This window comes from Paenibacillus sp. J22R56 (assembly GCF_056269375.1).
In genome coordinates this window covers 65,007-85,985 of the sequence record NZ_JBWDNV010000005.1, presented here as the reverse complement: position 1 = coordinate 85,985, position 20,979 = coordinate 65,007, and the positions used below count along the sequence as shown (strand labels likewise).

At 48.0% G+C, this 20,979-nt stretch carries 18 protein-coding genes and 1 other annotated feature; of the genes, 13 read left to right on the top strand and 5 right to left on the bottom strand.

The features are described from left to right. Positions 1-48: 48 nt before the first annotated feature. Positions 49-3,504 (bottom strand): collagen-like repeat preface domain-containing protein, encoded by a 3,456-nt coding sequence (locus tag AC0YNT_RS13345; protein WP_475805030.1) that lies wholly within the window; start codon positions 3,502-3,504, stop codon positions 49-51. A 229-nt stretch (positions 3,505-3,733) separates the two neighbouring features. Between AC0YNT_RS13345 and AC0YNT_RS13340 the strand changes: the two genes are divergently transcribed. Then, positions 3,734-4,834 carry a tetratricopeptide repeat-containing glycosyltransferase family 2 protein gene (locus AC0YNT_RS13340; protein WP_475805029.1) on the top strand — a complete coding sequence of 367 codons (1,101 nt, stop codon included), beginning with the start codon at positions 3,734-3,736 and terminating at the stop codon, positions 4,832-4,834. Positions 4,835-4,856: 22 nt separating this feature from the next. On the opposite strand, the gene AC0YNT_RS13335 is transcribed toward AC0YNT_RS13340, so the two are convergent. After that, positions 4,857-5,642 (bottom strand): AraC family transcriptional regulator, encoded by a 786-nt coding sequence (locus AC0YNT_RS13335; RefSeq protein ID WP_475805028.1) that lies wholly within the window; start codon positions 5,640-5,642, stop codon positions 4,857-4,859. A 152-nt stretch (positions 5,643-5,794) separates the two neighbouring features. On the opposite strand from AC0YNT_RS13335, the gene AC0YNT_RS13330 reads away from it, so the two are divergent. From AC0YNT_RS13330 to AC0YNT_RS13315, 4 genes are all read left to right on the top strand, one after another. After that, entirely contained in the window at positions 5,795-6,538 is a 744-nt protein-coding gene (locus AC0YNT_RS13330) for a phytanoyl-CoA dioxygenase family protein (protein WP_475805027.1), read from the top strand. A gap of 98 nt (positions 6,539-6,636) precedes the next feature. Then, positions 6,637-7,068, top strand: a complete 432-nt coding sequence (locus tag AC0YNT_RS13325) for a MarR family winged helix-turn-helix transcriptional regulator (protein ID WP_475805026.1) — start codon at positions 6,637-6,639, stop codon at positions 7,066-7,068. Positions 7,069-7,084: 16 nt separating this feature from the next. Further along, entirely contained in the window at positions 7,085-8,914 is a 1,830-nt protein-coding gene (locus tag AC0YNT_RS13320; protein ID WP_475805025.1) for an ABC transporter ATP-binding protein, read from the top strand. Between the two features lie 19 nt (positions 8,915-8,933). Next, entirely contained in the window at positions 8,934-9,500 is a 567-nt protein-coding gene (locus AC0YNT_RS13315; RefSeq protein ID WP_475805024.1) for a DUF1697 domain-containing protein, read from the top strand. A gap of 210 nt (positions 9,501-9,710) precedes the next feature. Here the strand turns inward: AC0YNT_RS13315 and AC0YNT_RS13310 are convergent, their stop codons facing one another. After that, positions 9,711-10,610, bottom strand: a complete 900-nt coding sequence (locus tag AC0YNT_RS13310) for an SDR family oxidoreductase (RefSeq protein WP_475805023.1) — start codon at positions 10,608-10,610, stop codon at positions 9,711-9,713. Positions 10,611-10,753: 143 nt separating this feature from the next. Between AC0YNT_RS13310 and AC0YNT_RS13305 the strand changes: the two genes are divergently transcribed. Together AC0YNT_RS13305 and AC0YNT_RS13300 are read left to right on the top strand one after the other, a co-directional pair. Continuing rightward, entirely contained in the window at positions 10,754-11,077 is a 324-nt protein-coding gene (locus AC0YNT_RS13305) for a hypothetical protein (protein ID WP_475805022.1), read from the top strand. A gap of 238 nt (positions 11,078-11,315) precedes the next feature. Continuing rightward, positions 11,316-13,730: an S-layer homology domain-containing protein gene (locus AC0YNT_RS13300; protein ID WP_475805021.1), complete on the top strand. Its 2,415-nt coding sequence runs from the start codon at positions 11,316-11,318 to the stop codon at positions 13,728-13,730. A gap of 63 nt (positions 13,731-13,793) precedes the next feature. On the opposite strand, the gene cidR is transcribed toward AC0YNT_RS13300, so the two are convergent. After that, positions 13,794-14,684, bottom strand: coding sequence for a cidABC operon transcriptional activator CidR (gene cidR / locus AC0YNT_RS13295; RefSeq protein WP_475805020.1), 891 nt, complete (start codon positions 14,682-14,684; stop codon positions 13,794-13,796). Between the two features lie 109 nt (positions 14,685-14,793). On the opposite strand from cidR, the gene AC0YNT_RS13290 reads away from it, so the two are divergent. The 3 genes from AC0YNT_RS13290 to AC0YNT_RS13280 are packed head-to-tail and all read left to right on the top strand — an operon-like array spanning position 14,794 to position 16,768. After that, positions 14,794-15,165 (top strand): CidA/LrgA family protein, encoded by a 372-nt coding sequence (locus AC0YNT_RS13290; RefSeq protein WP_475805019.1) that lies wholly within the window; start codon positions 14,794-14,796, stop codon positions 15,163-15,165. Next, the gene (locus AC0YNT_RS13285) at positions 15,162-15,836 is read left to right on the top strand and encodes an LrgB family protein (RefSeq protein ID WP_475805018.1); all 675 of its coding nucleotides are present in this window, start codon (positions 15,162-15,164) and stop codon (positions 15,834-15,836) included. Before AC0YNT_RS13290 ends, AC0YNT_RS13285 begins: the two co-directional genes overlap by 4 nt. A 35-nt stretch (positions 15,837-15,871) precedes the next feature. Further along, positions 15,872-16,768 (top strand): DMT family transporter, encoded by an 897-nt coding sequence (locus AC0YNT_RS13280; protein WP_475805017.1) that lies wholly within the window; start codon positions 15,872-15,874, stop codon positions 16,766-16,768. A 35-nt stretch (positions 16,769-16,803) separates the two neighbouring features. Here the strand turns inward: AC0YNT_RS13280 and AC0YNT_RS13275 are convergent, their stop codons facing one another. Further along, the gene (locus AC0YNT_RS13275; RefSeq protein WP_475805016.1) at positions 16,804-17,499 is read right to left on the bottom strand and encodes a helix-turn-helix domain-containing protein; all 696 of its coding nucleotides are present in this window, start codon (positions 17,497-17,499) and stop codon (positions 16,804-16,806) included. A 134-nt stretch (positions 17,500-17,633) separates the two neighbouring features. Between AC0YNT_RS13275 and AC0YNT_RS13270 the strand changes: the two genes are divergently transcribed. The 3 genes from AC0YNT_RS13270 to AC0YNT_RS13260 all read left to right on the top strand — a co-directional run bounded on the left by AC0YNT_RS13270 (position 17,634) and on the right by AC0YNT_RS13260 (position 20,938). After that, the gene (locus tag AC0YNT_RS13270) at positions 17,634-18,530 is read left to right on the top strand and encodes an alpha/beta fold hydrolase (protein WP_475805015.1); all 897 of its coding nucleotides are present in this window, start codon (positions 17,634-17,636) and stop codon (positions 18,528-18,530) included. A 255-nt stretch (positions 18,531-18,785) separates the two neighbouring features. Then, positions 18,786-19,274 carry an S-layer homology domain-containing protein gene (locus tag AC0YNT_RS13265; protein ID WP_475805014.1) on the top strand — a complete coding sequence of 163 codons (489 nt, stop codon included), beginning with the start codon at positions 18,786-18,788 and terminating at the stop codon, positions 19,272-19,274. 359 nt (positions 19,275-19,633) lie between these two features. Then, positions 19,634-19,889, top strand: a binding site (T-box leader). 47 nt (positions 19,890-19,936) lie between these two features. Continuing rightward, positions 19,937-20,938, top strand: a complete 1,002-nt coding sequence (locus AC0YNT_RS13260; protein ID WP_475805013.1) for a tryptophan--tRNA ligase — start codon at positions 19,937-19,939, stop codon at positions 20,936-20,938. Positions 20,939-20,979: the final 41 nt, after the last annotated feature.

The following is a 20,979-nucleotide window of genomic DNA, read 5'->3' as shown; positions in this document are numbered from 1 at the left end:
GCATCTGCTCCGTGCTTTTTTTGTTGTAGTTCAATTGAAGTGTTGAGATTAAACGATCGTTAGTCCAGCACTAGCATAACCGGCAACAGTTGTTGCGACGTCAATACCTGCAGTAACACTTGCTGAGAAGACGAGAAGCAAGCGGGTGCCAGCAGCTACAGGAATGGATAATCCAGTTGTAAGCCCTGAAGAAATGGCGCCTAAGCTAAGGGTGCCTGATAAAGGGGGAGCCAAAGTAACAAGGGCGCCAGGAACAGCTGTAAAGGTGTTATTTGGTGCTGTCGATTGGAAGAGTTGGGCAGTTAGTGTTACTGTCGAGCCGACAAGTGATAATCCTGCAGTTATGCTGAAGTAACCGGCTAGTGATGTTATCGTTCCAGCGCGAGGTGCTGAGAAGGCCATATTAAGGAGGAGTCCTGCGGCTCCCGTTAAATCAATCGTTCCGCCGACGATGGATACTCCGGCAGCGTTGTTTCCGAATCCGATTAAAGTGGAAGTGTTAAGCAATCCGCCAAGAACGGTTGTTAGTACAGCTGGTGTCCCTGAAGCAAATGGAAGTATGGCGCCAGCGCCGGCAGCACCAGTAGCTCCGGTGAGACCAGCAACGCCCGTAGCGCCAGTGACACCCGTAGCACCCGTCGTACCAGTATCTCCGGTAGCGCCAGTAGCTCCAGTCGCGCCAGTGTCACCTGTCGCACCGGTAGCTCCAGTCGCGCCAGTGTCACCCGTCGCCCCGGTGACTCCGGTCGCGCCAGTTGCTCCAGTCGCGCCAGTGTCGCCCGTCGCACCGGTAGCTCCAGTCGCGCCAGTGTCACCCGTCGCCCCGGTGACTCCGGTAGCGCCAGTGTCACCTGTCGCGCCAGTGTCGCCTGTTGCGCCAGTGTCACCTGTCGCGCCAGTGTCACCTGTCGCGCCAGTGTCACCTGTCGCGCCAGTGTCACCTGTCGCGCCAGTGTCACCTGTCGCGCCAGTGTCGCCCGTCGCCCCGGTGACTCCAGTCGCGCCAGTGTCGCCTGTTGCGCCAGTAACTCCTGTCGCGCCAGTGTCGCCTGTTGCGCCAGTAACTCCAGTCGCGCCAGTGTCGCCCGTCGCCCCAGTAACTCCAGTCGCGCCAGTGTCGCCCGTGGCACCGGTAACTCCAGTCGCGCCAGTGTCACCTGTCGCGCCAGTGTCGCCTGTTGCGCCAGTGTCACCTGTCGCGCCAGTGTCACCTGTCGCACCGGTAACTCCAGTCGCGCCAGTGTCGCCCGTCGCACCGGTAACTCCAGTCGCGCCAGTGTCGCCCGTCGCCCCGGTGACTCCTGTCGCGCCCGTCGCACCGGTAACTCCAGTCGCGCCAGTGTCGCCCGTCGCCCCGGTGACTCCTGTCGCGCCAGTGTCGCCTGTTGCGCCAGTAACTCCAGTCGCGCCAGTGTCGCCCGTGGCACCGGTAACTCCAGTTGCGCCAGTGTCACCCGTGGCACCGGTAATTCCAGTTGCGCCAGTGTCACCCGTGGCACCGGTAACTCCGGTCGCGCCAGTGTCGCCCGTCGCCCCAGTAACTCCAGTCGCGCCAGTGTCACCTGTCGCACCGGTAACTCCAGTCGCGCCAGTGTCGCCCGTCGCCCCGGTAACTCCAGTCGCGCCAGTGTCACCCGTGGCACCGGTAACTCCAGTCGCGCCAGTGTCGCCCGTCGCCCCGGTGACTCCAGTCGCGCCAGTCACGCCAGTCGCGCCAGTGTCACCTGTCGCACCGGTCACTCCAGTCGCGCCAGTGTCGCCCGTCGCCCCGGTGACGCCAGTCGCGCCAGTCACGCCAGTCGCGCCAGTGTCGCCTGTCGCCCCAGTAACTCCGGTCGCGCCAGTGTCGCCTGTCGCCCCGGTAACTCCAGTTGCGCCAGTGTCACCCATGGCACCGGTAATTCCAGTTGCGCCAGTGTCACCCGTGGCACCGGTAACTCCGGTCGCGCCAGTGTCGCCCGTCGCCCCAGTAGCCCCGGTCGCGCCGTCGCCCGTCGCCCCGGTAACTCCAGTCGCGCCAGTGTCGCCCGTCGCCCCGGTAACTCCAGTCGCGCCAGTGTCACCTGTCGCCCCGGTAACTCCAGTCGCGCCAGTGTCACCTGTCGCCCCGGTAACGCCAGTCGCGCCAGTGTCACCTGTCGCCCCAGTAACTCCGGTCGCGCCAGTAACTCCAGTCGCGCCAGTGTCACCTGTCGCCCCGGTAACGCCAGTCGCGCCAGTGTCACCTGTCGCCCCGGTAACGCCAGTCGCGCCAGTGTCACCTGTCGCCCCGGTAACTCCAGTCGCGCCAGTGTCACCTGTCGCCCCAGTAACTCCGGTCGCGCCAGTAACTCCGGTCACGCCAGTGTCGCCCGTCGCCCCCGTAGCTCCGGTCGCGCCAGTGTCGCCCGTCGCCCCAGTAACTCCGATAACCCCAGTGTCACCTGTTGCCCCAGTAACTCCGGTTGCCCCAGTAACTCCGGTAGCCCCAGTGTCGCCCGTCGCGCCATTAGCCCCAGAGTCGCCCGTCGCTCCAGTTGCTCCTGTCGTGCCAGTCGCGCCAGCACCAGTGGCCCCAGTCAAGCCTGTCGCACCAGTGCCTCCAGTAGAGCCCGTCGCTCCGGTTGCTCCTGTCGTGCCAGTAGCGCCAGCTCCCGTGGCGCCAGTCAAGCCAGTAGCGCCAGTGCCACCCGTCGGCCCAGTAGCTCCGGTAGCGCCCGTCGCGCCAGTATCGCCAGCGCCAGTCGCACCTGTTGGTCCAGTCGCACCTCCAGCGAGTTCCATATAATCGGGTGATGCCCCAGGAATTCCTGAAGGTCCTGCTACAAGCGCTAAGTAAGTGCTTCTGTCAAAAGCGACAACTTGGCCTTGCGGATATAGAGGAGAGTTAACCGGATTAAAAACCGTAATGCCAAGCAAACCTACACCAGTTGCCCCAGTTGCCCCAGTTGCCCCCGTAGAACCTGTCGCACCAACGGCTCCAGCCGTTCCCGTAGGGCCTTGCGCACCAACAGATCCAGCAGATCCAGCAGCTCCAGCGGCTCCCGCAGCTCCCGCTGGTCCGACCGATCCAACCGGTCCAGCAGGTCCCGGTGGTCCAGTGGGACCTGTTGCTCCTTCCGCGCTAAGCGTAGGTATAACAATAGCAAGCTGACGAGCGATCGTACGAATTTGACCAATGAGGGCATCTTTTTCTGTTGGCGCTATTGCAAACAGAAGACCGTAAGCTCCGAGTAAATTCACCAAATCTTCGATAAGAATAACGGTGCCTAGCGGGGAGAAAGGCGTCACCTCAACGTGTGTAATCAGATTCTCGAACAGGCCAAGCAATGTCGCTTGTTCCGTCGCAGTAAAGTCAATTTCCAATACCAGCGCCCGAAGCTCAGTCAATATGGTATTGAGCTGGGCAACCCGACTTGATGTAGGGTTTGCAAGTACATTTGGTAGCAGGTTCGACAGGTCAGTGAGCAGATTTCGTAAGGCACTTAATTGTAGAGCGGTAATCGGTATTGAACCATTCGCCATCCTCATTCACTCCTCTAAAATTAACAATGCTGCGGGATAGGCCGATAGATCTTGGCAGTGGTGAGCAGCTTCCTTTCCTTTCACCTCATGGCATACCTGAATAATGGAATAATGAAAATTATGTTCCATAAATTAGTAATATTCTTTATCTCTGAAGTAAAAAGAGGGCAAGTCCATCGAAAGGCGTCGATTGCTGGTGGAATAACTCTAAAGGAGGAGTATGGCGGCTATGGTAAGTATTAGTCTTTGTCTTATTGTGAGGAATGAAGAGGATGTTCTCGCTCGTTGCCTGGATTCAGTAAAAGGAATTGCGGACGAAATCATCGTAGTCGATACGGGATCAACGGATGAGACCAGATCGATTGCTTCTTCTTATACGGATAACGTATATGACTTTGAATGGATAGATGATTTTGCTGCAGCGCGTAACTTTGCGTTTGATAAAGCGACTTCCGAATATATTTTGTGGCTGGATGCGGACGATATTTTTCTGGAGCTGGATCAGATCAAGCTGCTGGAGCTGAAAGCAACCCTTTCCTCTGAGGTAGATACCGTTTCGATGTTCTATTATTTATCGCAGGACGAGAACGGAATGATAACGAGCAGGCTTCGCCGCAATCGATTAGTTCGAAGAGACCGTCAGTTCCGTTGGATAGGTGCTGTTCATGAGTATTTAGAGGTATATGGGGTTTCGCTTGTATCAGATATCGCCGTTACACATGCCAGCACACGACATGATAGTGATCGAAATCTGCGTATTTATGAGCAACGGCTGGCCAAGGGGGAAGAATTTAGTCCAAGGGATTTGTATTATTATGCAAATGAGTTGAAGGATCACAGTCATAACGAGAAAGCTATCCAATTCTATAATCTTTTCCTTAATACAAAAAAAGGCTGGGTAGAGGATAATATTGCGGCATGCGGAAAGCTGTCGGATTGTTACGCGGCTCTAGGCAATCAGGAGTCTGCTATGGAATCTGCGCTTCGCTCCTTCCAATATGGGAGTCCACGCTCTGAGAACTGCTGCCGAATTGGTTATTATCATCTTCAATCTGGCGCTTACGAAACCGCGGCGTACTGGTATAATACGGCACTGCATACTCCCAAACAGGATGAGGCATGGTCCTTGCAAAATACATCCTGTTCCACCTGGCTGCCTCACCTGCAGCTTTGTGTTTGTTACGATAAGCTTGGCCAATGGCTGAAAGCTTATGAACATAACGAGGTTGCCCGGGCCTATCGCCCGAACCATCCATCCGTTCTACATAATAAAGCGTATTTGGAAGGGGTACTCGCACCTTTGCAAACGCAAGAGGAAGCGATTCTTTAACGCCGGGACTCCCGGTGTTTTTTTATGCTTTCCGCAGGCCACTCCAGGATAATTGGCGAATCTCAGACGCGGTTCGGCCTGTTGCTTCTTTAAGCTGTCTTGCAAAATGATGTGAAGTCTTAAATCCACAGCGCGAAGCGATTTCGGTAATCGTAAGACCAGTATTGTTCAGCAATTCGACTGCTTTGTTAACGCGGTAGCTCCACAAGTATTGAAATGGTGTGGTCAACTCATATTGCTTAAACAGCCGGACCAAATGCTCTGGAGAAACATTCGCGGAAGCAGCTATATCTTTTAAAGCTATGTCTTCGGCATAATGCTCCTGAATCCAGGACAATGCAGAGTAAATGGCAGGATGCTTCTCCCTCTGCTGCAAGACCCGCTTTGATTCAACCGGGTACAGATGTAAGGCCGCGAGACCAAGCTGGAGTAAGAGAGGATCACTTGCGGATGTATCCCGCTGTAAGCGAAGAATGAGATCCGTTAGTCGGTTCATGTCTTCGGTTAGCGGCAGGCATTCGGGTAATAATTGGAGTGCTTTCCGCGCCTCCTCATCAAACTCGGGTACATGTATGGCAATCCAGCGGTGCCAGGTATCTTCGGTTTTGGAGAAGACAAACTGTTCTTCATGACCGGGCAGAAGAATCACGACATGACCAGGCTGAGCATGGATTTCCCGGCCGTCAATGGATACGCACATTTCTCCGGTGTAGAGCATAACGAGCTGGATATCCGGCTGTATGCGAGGACCAAATTTTCCGCCAGGCGGATATACAACGGAGCCTGCTACTGTTGATGTCACGATCATGGAATCACCTCTTGTCTATATTCTACTGCTATGTAAAGTTGAATATCAATTACAGATACAAAAAGGCAAATGGCAGCCATTGTTCCGACCTAAGGAGGAGCAGTACGATAAAGCTATCGCTCGAGCAAATAAATGATAAAGGAGAATGAACAGTGAATATAACGTATACAGCTCCTCGTACTCCCCTTTCGGAAGAACAAATTGAATTTTTTAAGGAAAATGGTTATCTGTTATGGAAAAAAGGCATGTCCAGCGATTTGATTGATGCCTTTAACGGACACATCTATGATATAAGAAATGAATCTCCAATGCCGGAATGGGCGGCATGTGAGGAGAGTAAGAAATATTCCCTGCGACTCTTTAATCCACATAAGCATGACAGCATGTCCAGACAGCTGATGAAGCATGCGATTGTACGCGGGGCGCTGGCGCAATTGATGGGGAAAGAAGCGGTATGCGTGCAAAGTATGTATTTTTACAAGGAACCAGGTTCCCCCGGACAGGCCGCTCATCAGGATTACTACTATATTAAAAATGATCCCATGACGATGATTGCCGCGTGGACAGCCATGGAGGATGTCGTTGATATCGAGAATGGCTGCTTATGGGTAATGCCGGGCACGCATAAGCTAGGTCTCCTGCCGCATGGAGCTGTGAAAAATATCGAAGAGCATGAGCATTGGACCGAGGAGACAGAAGGTGTAGATACAACGAAGCAAATACCGGTCATCATGGAGAAGGGTGATATCCTCCTGTTCAGCGAGCTGCTCATTCATTCCTCGAATAAGAATAGAAGCATAGACAGATGGCGCCGTTCCTATGTCTGCCACTACATTCGAGAGGATTCACATGTCCTCCATCGGGAAGATCTCCGTCAGAAATTTCCACTATATTAGGAAGCACGGAAGGGAGCTGGAAAGCTCTCTTCTTTTTATGTATAATTAGTTCACAACCGTAACTGTTTACAAACATAACTAATAAGGTGGAGTGGCTGTTGGATTCAAATGCGAAAGAGATGGATATATACCAATCGTTTTTTAAAATAGCACGTCAATTAAAAAAACTGGCTTTTCAAAGTGCTGCTGATTTAGGCTTAACGGTTCACCAGATCAACATTCTGGAGTCCGTTCGTTTGAATCCGGGTCAGAAGCAAAAGGATTTAACGGAGAAGCTTGTTTTTGCGAAAAGCAGGGTCAGTGTTTATATCGACCAGCTTGTGGAGAAGGGGCTTGTCCTTCGTGAGCCTTCCGAGCAGGATCGGAGAGAGATTCAGCTGTTTATTACGCCTGCCGGAGAAGAGTTATGTCAGGTATATAAACAGGAAGCAGCGTCGTATAAGGCGCTGAGTGCTGCGCTTGCACATTTGCGGAAGGAAGACGTTGACCGGCTTTCTGAACTGCATCAGCAAATTTTAAAACATTTATGAACGGAGGGGTCCCGTAATGTCCAAAATGTATGGAGGACCTGGAGGAATGGGGTTTAACAAGCTGAAGTTCGATGATGGAGCTAAACCCAACATTACGAAAGCTATGCTTGCCCGTATCGCCAGTTATTTTATCCCCTACTGGAAACAGACGATCGTTGTGCTGCTAATCCTGCTTGTTTCCTCGGGGCTTGGCCTCTTGCCGCCGATCTTTATTCAGCATATTGTGGATGATGCCTTGCCGAATAAAGATATGGGGCTGCTTGTGGAGCTGGTGCTTATTTCACTTGCTGCTACCGTAGCTTCAGGCTTAATTGGTGTGCTGCAGAGCTATCTGAATTCCTATATCTCGCAAAATATTGTCTATGATATGAAAAATCAGATGTACCAGCATTTGCAGCAAATGCCGCTGCAGTTCTACTCCAATGTGAAGCAAGGCGAGGTCATTACGAGAATGACGAGTGATATCGCCGGGATTCAGGGGGTATTCAGCAGTACGGTAGTCAATTTTTCCAGCAATTTATTTATATTGACGACAACGCTTGGCACCTTGTTCTTCATGAACTGGAAACTAGCTATTCTGGGTATGCTTGTTGTTCCGCTCTTTATTATGCCAACTCGGAAAATGGGTCGTGTCCGCTGGAATATTGCCAAGCAGACCCAGGAGAAAATGTCCGATCAGAACCATATCATCCAGGAAACGCTTAGCATTAGCGGATACCTGCTGATGAAGCTGTTCACGAAGGAACAGAAGGAATTTGACGGCTTCACAGCAGTTAACGCCGAATCAACTCGCCTGCAAATCAGAGAATCGATGGCTGGCCGCTGGTTTATGATGGTGCTGTCTACTTTTACAACGATAGGGCCTATGTTGATCTACTTATATGGGGGTTATCTTTTTATACAAGGCGAGATTACGATCGGGGCTATCATCAGTTTTGTCGCGCTTCTTGGCCGAATTTACGGTCCGGTGGGTCAGCTAACGAACTTGTATGTCGATATTAACCGGTCGGTTGCATTATTTGAACGGATTTTTGATTATTTCGATATGGAGCCGGTTATTGTGAACAAGCCCAAAGCTCTGCCGGTTAATATTTCTAGACAAGATATTGTGTTTGAGGATGTAGGCTTTGCCTATCAGAGAGATAAACCAGCACTTCAGCATATCTCATTCACCGCTGTGGCTGGTACGATGACAGCCCTTGTTGGGCCAAGTGGAGCGGGGAAAACAACGATTACGAATCTGCTGCCGCGGCTGTATGAACGTTCTTCAGGGAGTATTCGGATCGGCAGTACGGATATATACGATATGACGCTGGAGTCGCTTCGATCGCAGATTGGACTAGTGACGCAGGACAGCTATCTTTTTAACGGGACCATAAGAGAGAATCTGATGTATGCCAATGATGGAGCATCGGAGGAAGAGATGGAGAATGCATGCAAGGCTGCCTATATTCATGACTTCATAATGGGTCTGCCTGATGGTTATGACACAGTTGTTGGTAATCGGGGGATGAAGCTGTCGGGCGGTGAGAAGCAGCGTATTTCCATAGCGAGGGTGCTTCTCAAAAATCCGGCGATTATCGTCATGGATGAAGCAACTTCTTCGCTTGATACGGTATCCGAGTATTATATTCAGAAGGCGATGAGTGTCCTGCTGCAGGATAAGACGAGTATCGTTATTGCACATCGGTTGTCCACCATAATGGCGGCGGATCATATTCTGGTCGTGCAGGAGGGGACGATTGTAGAAGAAGGAAAACATGACGAGCTGCTCGAACTTGGTGGGGTATACAAAGATTTACATGCAAAGCAGTTTGAACGGAAATCATTCACTGAAAGTCAATAAGGAAAAGATGAGGTGCTGTATGAGCGTACGGATTGCTTTATTGCGAGGGATAAATGTCGGTGGTAAAAATAAAATAAAGATGGCAGATTTGAGAGAGGCGCTGGTTTCTATAGGCTTATCTGATGTTCAGACCTATATCCAGAGCGGGAATATCTTGTTCACCTCTGATGAGGATGAGGCAGCACTTCGGCAGCGTATCGAGCAGCAAATTGAGAAAGTGTTTGGCTTGTCGATCAGAGTGATTATGAGGACGGCAGATGAGATGCGCGCGATTGCTTCCAGCTGCCCCTTCACGGAGAAGCAAATTGCAGATGCGGCAGCAAGCGCGCAAGGTGAATATTTGTATGTGTCGATGATGCATGAGGAACCAACCCTCGAGCAGATTGAGAAGCTCCGCACGTTCGAATCGGAAGAGGAGACATTCGGAATCGTTGGGCGGGATCTGTACCTTTTGTTTAAACAGAGCGTCCGTAATTCCAAGCTCGCAGTCAAAGCGGACAAGCTTGGCGGTCATACGACTGTCCGCAATTGGAATACCGTTAATAAGCTTGTCGCTTTGGCGGATGCGATGGAACAAGGTGTTTAGTACGAGTAGCAGCGGGTGTAGACTTTAATGTCTGCGTTGGATTACGTACAATGAAAAACATAGCGTACATATTTCGCGTTGGGGTAGAATTCTATTGTACAAGATCCAGTCTGGTGCTGAAGAAGAGCTAGACTTCGGTATAGCATGCAAGATAAAAAAGCCTTCAATCCCAACACAATGTGGATTATGAGGCTTTTTGACGTTCTTCTCCTATGTCTCCGTCATTACTCCGCCGTTTACGTGGAGCACTTGGCCCGTAACGAAGGAGGAGTCATCGGAGGCGAGATAGATATAAGTTGGGGCCAATTCGAACGGCTGGCCGGCACGTTTCATCGGCGTTTCAAGACCAAACGTTTTGACATATTCAGCAGAGTAGCTGGATACGATAAGCGGCGTCCAGATTGGACCTGGAGCGACAGCATTTACTCGTATGCCGCAGCTTACAAGCTGGAGCGACAAGGAACGGGTGAAGGAGACAATTGCCCCTTTTGTGGAGGAGTAATCCACAAGTAAGGGGGCACCCGCATAAGCCGTAACTGAAGCCGTGCTGATGATGGAACTTCCCGGTTTGAGATGGGGCAGGGCTGCTTTGGTTAAATAGAAATGAGGAAAAATATTCGTGCGGTACGTGTCCTCTAGCTGTTCATTTGTAACGTCCAGAATACAAGTTTGCGGGAATTGCACGCCTTGATTGAGCACTAATATGTCAAGACAACCATAGCACTCCAATGTCTGGCGGACAATCTCCGAGGAGAACTCCGGCTTCCTCAAATCACCTTCAATCAGCAAACAGCGGCCTCCGTATTTCTCAACCATTTGTTTCGTCGCAAGTGCGTCTTCTCTTTCGTAGAGATAGACAATCGCTACATCAGCACCTTCTTTGGAAAAACCGATGGCAACCGCACGGCCAATTCCGCTGTCACCGCCTGTAATAATGGCAACTTTACCTTTCAGCTTACCGCTGCCCTTATATTGGGGGTTATCCGAAATAGGTGTAGGATTCATTAAATATTCGAGACCAGGCTGCTGATCCTGATGCTGGGGCGGGAAAGTAATGGGAACTTGCTTACATTTTGTCTCCTGACTGTAATAAGGATAAATCGGGATCATTTTGTTCCTCCAAACAAACCAAGTTGCTACAGGATATTCACCTAATCCTTGGAAGGTGTTATGTTTGCCTATACATCCCATTGGGTATTCACATACGCTAACGCATGCATTAAATTACTTTTTTGACAAAGGAGTAATTTCAAATGACGAAATCGCATCGGGGATTTTTCCCTCCAGGTGGCGGATTCCCGCCGCCTCGCCCGCCATGGGGCTGGCAGCCCTGGCAGGCCCAACCTTGGGGTTGGCAGCCACCTCGTCCACCATGGTGGGGTTGGGGGCCACCGCCGCGTCCGCCATGGGGAGGACCGTGGGTTGGTCCAGGATCGGGTGGTCCATGGGGGCCAGGCGGACCAGGAGGACCTGGCCAATGGCATGGTGGACCTGGAGGACCTGGAGGTCCAGGTGGTCCAGGTGGTCCAGGAGGACCAGGCGGAATGCCGCCAGGACCACGAATTAGCAGGAAGTAAAGTGAAATAAATTCAAAATAAATTTTATAGATATAATAAAAGTTCCAATATAAGGACGAATGTATCCTCCAAACAGAGGATGACATTCGTCTATTTATTGTTATTATCTATTCGAAAATCTACTAAATTCGTATTATCCTAATATCTTGAAAATAATTATAGAACTTTAGTATGAGCTGTGGTATTTTAATAGATGTGATTTTTATAGGAAATTATAACCAGAAAGGGAGGAATAATAATGAAGAAAGTAACGAGCCTCCTGCTAGCCATGTTTCTTATGTTTGGAACATTGTTTGCGGGAGCGGCCAGTGCAGCAACTTCGATAACGAATGCAGCAGCTGATGCTGGTTCAAGCTTTGGGGATGTATCTGGACATTGGGCAAAATCAGCTATTGATCGTTGGAGTACAAGAGGAGTAATTAATGGTGTGTCTTCGGAAAAGTTTGAACCGGAACGTGCTATCACACGCGGAGAATGGGCAGCTTTAATTAACCGCCTGTTCCAATATCGTCAAGCAGCTGAGATAACTTTCAAGGATGTAGTGGCTGCAGACTGGTTTGCAAATGATGTAGCAGTTGCTTATGGGACAGGCTATATGAAAGGGTATACGGATGGAACATTCCATCCCAATGCAAGCATTACACGTGAAGAAGCGGCGCTTACAATAGCGAAACTGCTATCACTTCCTGCATCCACAACAAATGCTTCTTTCAGTGATGCGAATAAGATTTCCAACTGGGCGTTACAAGGTGTTGCTTCTGCCGCACAGGCAGGTATTATTACGGGCTATACGGATGGTACATTCAAGTCAGGGCAGCAAGTAACCCGTGCTGAAGCAACGAGTATTTTAGACCGTGCGTTTAATACTTACGGAACATGGGCTGAAGCGGGCGTCAACGGACCTGCGGAAGGCGTACAAAAACAAGCTGGCAGTATTATTATTAACTCGGCTGGCACCACTTTACAAAACATGGATATCGCCGGCGATTTGATCATCGGTAAGGGTGTAGGCGATGGCGATGTCTATTTGAAGAATGTTACGGTACACGGAAAGACATTTGTATATGGCGGCGGCGAGAACAGTATTCATCTAGAAGATTCTGTGATTCTTACCGTTATTGTCAACAAAGCAGATGGAACCGTGCGCATTGTAGCAGAGGGTAAAACGACAGTACAGGAAATCACCGTTCAAACAGGGGCAAAAGTAGAATCGGCTGAAGGCGCGGATATCAATAAAGTAACCCTTTCTGATCAATTGCCGAATAACTCTCGTGTTGTGTTGACGGGACACTTTGATACGGTAAATGTTGAAGCACAAAGCGTTATTGTTCAGATACCAAAAGGTTCTATTGATCAAATGGTTGTGGCGGATACAGCTGCTGGAAGCAGTGTACAAGCCGATAAGGAAGCCACCATTGTGAATGCGATTCTAAATGCAGCCGTCAAAATGCTGGGTGAAGGCACAGTTGAGAAGGCAGTTGTTAACTCCACAGGAGTAACGATGGACAAAGCTCCGAAAAAAATGGAAACAGGCAGCAATGTTCCTGCAGACGTTAAAGTAAACGTTGGCGGACAAGAGCAGTCTGCTAGCAATACTACACCTTCCGGAGGAATAAGCAGTGGAAGCGGGACCGGAAATAGTAACGGCAGTGGAACTGGCACTGGCACTGGTGGGGATAATGGTACCGGCGGAGACAATGGTAATGAAAATCCATATGAGGGTAGCTTCTGGATCTCGATAACAACATCAAAAGTTGTAAGCGGAGATTCGATTACTTTAACAAGTCCTCGGAACGGTACCGCTTATTTACTCAGTGAATACATTGGCGACCTTCATAATGTTGATTACCTCGAGGCAGCTGTTGAAGGTGGCATAGCTAAGAAGATGGAGGTACATGCCAATGAGTCAGCAAACTTCGAAACTACAGGATTAACTTCTGCAGATGATGTTACGCTAATTATTGTAGATACTGAAGGGAATTATTCTTATAACTACTGGATCACAATTTTTGACACTGAAGGAACGCCTCTTAAAAAAATAAATGAAGGCGGCAATGCAAGCGTTGAGCAAGAGAAATTTAGAATTGACTTCAACCGTGAGATTAAAGCAGTTGATGGAGTGAATTTGCACGATGTTATCACAGTAGCTACAAGTGAAAGCAATGGTGAATTCCTACCTATCAGTGCCGGTGATAGTGTGGAGATAGAAGGGAATGACCTCTTCTATATACCTGAAAAGCAGTTTAAATTAAAAAGTGTACAGTTCAAAATTGCTGCAGGTTCGATTCAAACGCTGAATGGTGATTCTGTAAACAAGGAAGAACAAACGGGTTCTCACGATTCCTTTATGCTCATTCAAGTTGATGGAGCTAGCCATAATGAACAAAATGGCAAAATGGAGCTAAGCGTTCCGGTTGGGACTACATTGCACTTTACAGTAAGTCATGGCGGTACCGTATACTTCGTACTTGATGATTCGAATAATTATGAAGAAGAAGTTACGGGAGGTTTCGGAGGCAAGGTTGCAATTCCAGACGATGCTGCAGATCAGACTTACTCATTTGATACAACGGGCTACCAGCCGGGTGAAGATTACAAGTTAACTATGTGGTGGGGGTCTACAGTTTATATCCACCTGACTGATGCAGAATAAGCAAGTCCAATAACTTACATAAGACGGTTTCCTTCTTTTTCGGGAAACCGTCTTTGTTTTTTTTTACGGAATACTCTGAAGCGTCTCTTTCGCGAAAGCAATCCATTCACGCGTGGCATACGACAGGTAGCTGTCTCGGCGCCAGATCATGGCAAGATGCCACGGAATGATTGGTGAGATTAGTGGGATGACCCGCAGACGTTTCTGATCCAGTTCCTTACAGACCGCTTCAGGCAGGAGAGCAATGCCCAAATTCGCCGCTACCATTTCGCTGATAAAATCCCACTGCGTGCTTTTGTACACGACATCCGGCTGGAATCCAAGCTTCTCGCATTCCTCAATAATCCGGTCATGCAGCGTAAAGTCTTCATGGAACAGCAGGAAGGGCTCTTCCTTTAGCGCAATAAGAGACACCTCGTTCTGATTCGCGAGCTTATGCGAGGGAGGGACAACAAGCATCAGATTTTGTCGTAAGAAACAAAACGATTCAAACTTTTCCTCATTAGTTGGCAGCAAAATAACCCCGATATCCAGTTCCCCTGAGCCTACATCGGCTTCAACTTTTTTGGCTCCATGCTCAAACAGCTGCATCGTAATTTTGGGGTATTTCTCCCTAAACTTTCCGATAATACGAGGAAAAAAAGTAACGCCTACCATCGGAGGAAGGCCAATACGGATATGGCCCGCCTTCAGCTCCATTAATTCGGACAGGCTGGAGTTCATATTGCTGAACGACTGGACCATTTGCTGAGCTTGCGTCAACAGAATAGAGCCAGCATCGGTTAACGCAATTCTTTTCCCGGTACGCTCGAACAAGACGACGCCAAGCTCCTCTTCGAGGTTTTTGATCATTTTGCTAATGGTCGGCTGAGTGATATAGAGGGATTGAGCTGCCTTCGTGAAGCTTTGCAGGCGGGCAACCTCAACAAAATATTGTAAATGTCGGATATCCAATCGTAAACTTCTCCTTATCCATAGATAAATGGAATGAAAAACATTCTGTAAATGTATTTTACCTATGATAATGGCTGCTGTACACTTCCATTAAAGGGAGTTGGCTGTTATGCGTTTCTTATCGAAAATCATCATTCAAATCTTGTTCTTTATAGTATTCTCATGGATTATGAACCGGCTTGTCCTATGGCTTCACATACCGGTCCCTGGCAGTATTCTAGGCATGATCTTATTGTTTGTAATGCTTCAAATGAAGATTATTCCCCGCAAATATATAGAATCCGGTTCAGATTGGCTTATTGCTACGATGCTGCTCTTTTTTATCCCGCCTGCCGTTGGAATAATAGGGTACCGTCAGCTCATCCTGAATGAAGGTGTCCAAATTGCTTTGGTTATTGGATTAGGGACAATTATCGTTATGTTGTGCAGCGGATTGGTTGCTCAGCAGGTTTCCAAGCGGAAGAGGGGCTCGCGGTTATGATAATTGCAGCAGCAAGCTTACTTATTACGATCATTGTGTATGTAGTTGCAAAAAGGATTTATAAGCAAAAAAGCCATATGCTCTTATCACCAATTATACTTACGCCCGTCGTGTTGATCATCCTGCTGGTGGTCACGAGAACCAGTTATGATGATTATAATGCCGGTGCACATTGGCTGTCCGATATGTTAGGCCCGGCCACAATAGCTTTTGCGATTCCGCTGTCGAGACATTATGAGCTGATAAAGAAACATGCAGCTCAAATTATTGTGAGTGTATTAGCGGGATCAGCGACGGCTGTTGCATCCTCCTTATGGCTTGCAAAAGGATTAGGCTTAAACGATAAAATAACATACAGCCTGATTCCTCATTCTGCAACCACACCTATTGCGATGAATGTGTCACAATCAATCGGAGGGATTCCGACAATCACGGCTGTTGCGGTAATGATTACGGGTATTTTCGGCTCCTTAATTGGTCCGCTTATGATACGTTTGTTCCGAATCCGGAATGCTGTTGCACAAGGTGTGCTGCTTGGTACAAGTGCACATGGAGCCGGTACATCCAAGGCATTTGAGCTGGGTAGTATTTCCGGTACCGTATCCAGTGTGTCCATGATACTAGCCGCCGTTATAACGTTATTCTTGACGCCACTTGTGTTGGGGCATTAATGCTGCTATTGTTACATCCGAAAGGGAGAGTTCATGTGCAAAAATTATCGAAACAACAGACCGTTTTCCTTATTATATTTCTGGTTTTGGTCTGGGGTATTAATTGGCCATTATCCAAATATGCGTTAGATTACATGCCGCCTGTGCTGTTCTCCGGAGTCAGAACCTTACTAGGTGGTGTGCTTCTCCTTTTTGCTGCGATTCCTAGATACCGCCGTTTACGGTTTAAGGAAACTTGGTTCATTTATGTGGTATCTGCTATCGTCAATGTTGTGCTGTATTATGGTCTGCAAACGATTGGTATTCAATATTTGCCTGCCGGATTGTTCTCGGCGCTCGTATTCTTGCAGCCGGTTCTTGTAGGTATTTTCTCTTGGTTATGGCTCGGTGAGCTTATGAACGGGTTGAAAGTGACGGGTCTTGTTCTGGGCTTTGCTGGTGTGGGGGTTATATCTAGTGGAGCGAGTGGCGCATCCGGCCATATCTCCATTGCAGGTGTTCTGCTCGCACTTGGATCGGCGCTAAGCTGGGCGCTTGGCACCATCTATGTGAAGAAGTCCAGCGCTAAGGTAGACAATATATGGTTAGTTACCCTTCAGTTAATGATCGGCGGTTTATTCATGACGGGGCTGGGTTCTGTGACGGAAAGCTGGTCGGATGTGGAATGGAGCGGCGGGTTTATCGCCAGCCTGTTATTTATTTCGATCTTTGTTATTGCACTTGGCTGGCTTGTCTTCTACAAGCTGATGGATTCAGGGGAAGCGAGCAAGGTAGCCTCTTATACGTTCCTGATCCCGCTTGTAGCGATCCTGATCGGAACGATATTCCTTCATGAACCGTTTACCTTTACTCTTTTGATCGGGCTTGTATTTGTACTTTGCAGTATCTACATGGTGAACCGGCCACGCCGCCTGCAACGTTCTTCTGTATAGAAAAATGAACAAATAAAACCGCCTGGGAGGCGGTTTTATTTGTTCATTTGGATAAATTGATGATCATGAATATCCAGCATTTCATAGGCTTTGCCGACCATATCCCGGTCCTTCTCGAATAGATGGGTCGCTTTATCGTATATCCCGCTGAATTTCGCTACATGATTTAATTGCTCAACCATAAACTCTGAATTACATAGAACAATAACCTTTTTGCTGTAAGCTGTAAGCTCTTGCTGGAACTGTACAGCTCTTTCTGCAACCTCAGGTGAGTAGACAACGGGCTGGCCATCAGAAGTGATCATGCCGCGATGATCAACCAACACATCGAGCTCATCTTTACCAAAAGCTGAACAGATCCCAAGAACGATGGAGGACATGTATTCAACATCCTGCTTACCGGAAGCTAATCCATTGACCTGGAAGGAAAGTAGTTTCTTGTCTGGATCCAGCGTATATTGAACTCTATCTTTAAAAGGGATTATAAATTCTTTAGGTTGATAGGCTTGAGTAAGAGAGAAGCGTTCAGTTGAGAACAAATACGCTACTGTAATTTGGAGCGCAGCGGCTATTTTCTCAATGTTCACAATACTGACATTCCGCTCACCGCGTTCAACTCCGCTTATGTAACTCCGATCTAATCCGGCGCGATAGGCGAGATGCTCTTGCGACATTCCGCTCCGGGCCCGTAACTCTTTAATCCGTTGTCCAAACTCGAGGCGAATATCCATAAACAGGACCTCCAGAATCTAGTAGTCTACTTTGAGATTATCTGCTATGTGACTTAAAGTCAACAGACGTATAGGAAGAATCGAGATATCATAAAGTGAAGCTCAAATGAAGTTCATATTCGTAGGAGGATTCTATGCCACTTATCCAAGTGCGAGAGATCTCGATCAACTATCAGATCTATAATGCCAATTCTAAGATGGAAACCATTGTATTTATACATGATTTGGGGCATAACCAGGATGTATGGGAGCCAATCCTTCCTTATATCCAGCAGCATTATCGGGTTGTTGTACTCGATTTGCGCGGACATGGCAACACAGAGAGAGGTGCAGAGCAGCTTAGCTGGGATTTATTTATACAAGATTTGTTCCAGTTCATTATCAATGTAGAGCTAGGTCCTATTCATCTGATGGGCCATGGCTTCGGTGCCACATTGGCGGTTAAGTTCAGCCTACAGCATGCAGATCTGGTTAAAAGTCTTGTTTTGCTTGCAGTTCCGGCCTTTTTACCGAGGGAAACGGTCGGCTCCATTATCCAAAGCCGCAAGCAGCTGACGAGTAATGGGAATATGCTAACACTAGCGGAAAGTATGGTACAGGGGATTTCCAAGCTGCCACCTGACAGCTCATTATTTAAGAAGATGATAACGGCCTATATGTCAGTCCAGCCGGAGACGTATTTTGAAGCTCTTGAATTGTATACAGGAGCCGGGACGAATGAGGATTTTGCCTCGCTCTCTCATCCTACACTAGCCTTGGTTGGTGCCGATGATTCCATCTATTTATCGTCTACTGCTTTATCATCGCAGCTTCTGATGCATTCATCTGTAATCGTTGTTCCTGACGCAACGAATACGTTGTTTATCGATCAGCCTCAGTTCGTATCAGATAAGGTCTATGATTTTATCGAGAATCCTTCCGAGGTACTGACGGATTACGCATCCTTTGAGTGTCATGTCGCGAAGTATGTGATGCAATACTTTAATGATGCCTTTGAAAAGGTATTAACGAAAAAGGCGGTACAGGTTTAACACCTGTATCGCCTTTTTTGTACTATAGATCAGAGAGAATCGGCAATGTGATCAGCACGGTAGTGCCTTGATTAATTGTGGTCTGGTATGTGGATGGCGAAGGTAAGCCTCACTCTATTCCAAGCGGCAAATACGATCAGCAACCGGGAAAGTGACGTTCACAACTACGCACTTTAGTTAATATGCCGTGGCTTATAGCTCTACTCTATTTAGTGATATTGCTTTGATCAGCTGGGCAACCATGCGATTGAAGTGATGACGGCTAAACGTGTAATGAGCGGTACATCGGCAACAACCTTTAGTCCAGCTGCTCCGATCACTAGAGCGGAGTTTATTGACGGATTAATTAAGGCGCTGGGCCTTACAGCTAAGTTCGATTCAAACTTTAACGATATTTTAGAGACTGATGCTTACTGTGACATGGTAGGGATCGCTCGACAACTGGGGATTTTCAAAGGTATAGGCAATGGTAAGTTCCAGCCGAACTCGCCAATTACGAGACAAGAGATGTCAGCGTTTATCGTACATGCTTTGAAGCTTGCAGGTAAAATAGAAGTAACTGGCACAGCGTCGGACCTGAATGGTTTCAAAGACAAATCGGTGATTGCCAAGTATGCGGTAGAGGATATGGCGACACTTGTGAAGTCGGGTATTCTCCTCGGCAGCGGCGGCAAGATCGACCCGCTGGGCAAGGTAACGAAAGCCCAAACAGCCGTTGTGCTGTATCGGATTTACACGAAATAGCTAGAATTGAATCAGTCCCAGAAGCAGCGACGCTTCTGGGACTGATTTTTTTCGATTTAAGGTCCCTAAAAGGCCTTAAATCTCTTCCAGAAGGCAAGAGTAGGGCACTTAAGGTCCCCAAGAGACCTTAAGTCATCAAGAATATCTGAATATAAGATGAAAAAGGATGTTATCGAAAACTTAAGGTCCCTGGAGGGCCTTAAGTTGCTGAGTACATATAAAATGAAGTCACTTAAGGTCCAGAAAGGGCCTTAAGTTTTAATGAAAGTTTGATGGAGGTTATTTCCTAAAAACAGATAAGGAAGTATTTGACAAAACGACGCATTTTGTTGTAAAAATATACTAATACAATTTTATACCAAATTGCGATGATGAAGAGAGTAAGCATAATGAATACTCCAGAGAGCTGATGGATGGTGCGAATCAGTGTAGGGATTATGCCGAAGTGGGCTTCTGAGCATCCAAACCGAAAGTTAAGTTGAGTAGGCTTTGGCGAAAGTCTCGTCGTTACAAGAGACGCGTATTCAAACCTTTATTAGGTTTCGATACGTTAAAGTGAGTCCGATCAAAATTCGGGCTAATTAAGGTGGTATCACGGGGTTTCTCGTCCTTTTCAGGACGGGAGCCCCTTTTTTATTTATATCGAGGAGGGATAGGATAACATGAGCGACAAGATCGTATTAACAGGAATTAAGCCAACGGGGCAAGTCCATGTAGGAAACTACATTGCCGCAATTAAGCCTGCTTTGCAGATTGCCCAGAATAGCCATTGCACCGCTTTATATTTTGTAGCGGACTATCATGGATTTACGTTCATTCAGAATCGGGAATTATTTAATGAACTTTCATACGGGATTGCCGCGACATGGCTGGCTTTAGGTCTGGATCCGGAGAAAGTCATTTTCTATAGACAATCGGATGTACCGGAAATCTTTGAGCTTAGCTGGATCCTATCCTGCCTTGCACCAAAAGGACTGATGAATCGTGCTCATGCCTATAAAGCTGTCGTTGATAAGAACGAACAACTGGGACTCGATATGGACACTGGCGTTAATATGGGGTTGTTCACGTATCCGATTTTGATGGCGGCGGATATTTTACTGTTCCAAACCGATGAAGTGCCGGTCGGCAAGGATCAGATCCAGCATGTAGAGATCGCGCGAGATCTTGCAGAAGCATTTAACAGAAATTATGGAGACACGCTTAAATTACCTAGCTATATCGTTGATGATCAAACAGCGGTTATCCCAGGATTGGACGGCCGGAAAATGAGTAAAAGCTACAACAATACGATTCCGCTTTTCGAATCGGCCGCGAATCTAAAAAAATTGATTAACAGAATCAAAACAGACTCCACCGCTCCTCATGAGCCTAAAGATCCTGATTCGTCGAATATTTTCTTATTGTACAAAGAGTTTGCATCAGCGGCTCAAGTAGAAAAGTTAAGAGACAATTTCCATAGCGGTATCAGTTGGGGAGACGCTAAGCAAGAATTATACCAAGTCATGAACGCGTACTTGGAGCAGCCGCGGGAAAAGTACCATAAACTTATGGCTTCTCGAGATGAGATTGACGAGATACTAAGTGCAGGAGCCAAGAAGGCAAGGGCGATGGCTCAGCCATTGCTGGAGCAGGTTAAACAAAGGATTGGACGATACAGATGAAATATATGTTAAAATATAGCTTCTAAAATAGAAAGTGCCTC

Excerpts from the sequence above, each read along its gene's own strand:
- AC0YNT_RS13345 (WP_475805030.1), bottom strand. The coding sequence starts at position 3,504 with ATGGCGAATGGTTCAATACCGATTACCGCTCTACAATTAAGTGCCTTA.
- AC0YNT_RS13340 (WP_475805029.1), top strand. The coding sequence starts at position 3,734 with ATGGTAAGTATTAGTCTTTGTCTTATTGTGAGGAATGAAGAGGATGTT.
- AC0YNT_RS13335 (WP_475805028.1), bottom strand. The coding sequence starts at position 5,642 with ATGATCGTGACATCAACAGTAGCAGGCTCCGTTGTATATCCGCCTGGC.
- AC0YNT_RS13320 (WP_475805025.1), top strand. The coding sequence starts at position 7,085 with ATGTCCAAAATGTATGGAGGACCTGGAGGAATGGGGTTTAACAAGCTG.
- AC0YNT_RS13315 (WP_475805024.1), top strand. The coding sequence starts at position 8,934 with ATGAGCGTACGGATTGCTTTATTGCGAGGGATAAATGTCGGTGGTAAA.
- AC0YNT_RS13310 (WP_475805023.1), bottom strand. The coding sequence starts at position 10,610 with ATGATCCCGATTTATCCTTATTACAGTCAGGAGACAAAATGTAAGCAA.
- AC0YNT_RS13305 (WP_475805022.1), top strand. The coding sequence starts at position 10,754 with ATGACGAAATCGCATCGGGGATTTTTCCCTCCAGGTGGCGGATTCCCG.
- AC0YNT_RS13300 (WP_475805021.1), top strand. The coding sequence starts at position 11,316 with ATGAAGAAAGTAACGAGCCTCCTGCTAGCCATGTTTCTTATGTTTGGA.
- AC0YNT_RS13290 (WP_475805019.1), top strand. The coding sequence starts at position 14,794 with ATGCGTTTCTTATCGAAAATCATCATTCAAATCTTGTTCTTTATAGTA.
- AC0YNT_RS13285 (WP_475805018.1), top strand. The coding sequence starts at position 15,162 with ATGATAATTGCAGCAGCAAGCTTACTTATTACGATCATTGTGTATGTA.
- AC0YNT_RS13275 (WP_475805016.1), bottom strand. The coding sequence starts at position 17,499 with ATGGATATTCGCCTCGAGTTTGGACAACGGATTAAAGAGTTACGGGCC.
- AC0YNT_RS13270 (WP_475805015.1), top strand. The coding sequence starts at position 17,634 with ATGCCACTTATCCAAGTGCGAGAGATCTCGATCAACTATCAGATCTAT.
- AC0YNT_RS13265 (WP_475805014.1), top strand. The coding sequence starts at position 18,786 with ATGACGGCTAAACGTGTAATGAGCGGTACATCGGCAACAACCTTTAGT.
- AC0YNT_RS13260 (WP_475805013.1), top strand. The coding sequence starts at position 19,937 with ATGAGCGACAAGATCGTATTAACAGGAATTAAGCCAACGGGGCAAGTC.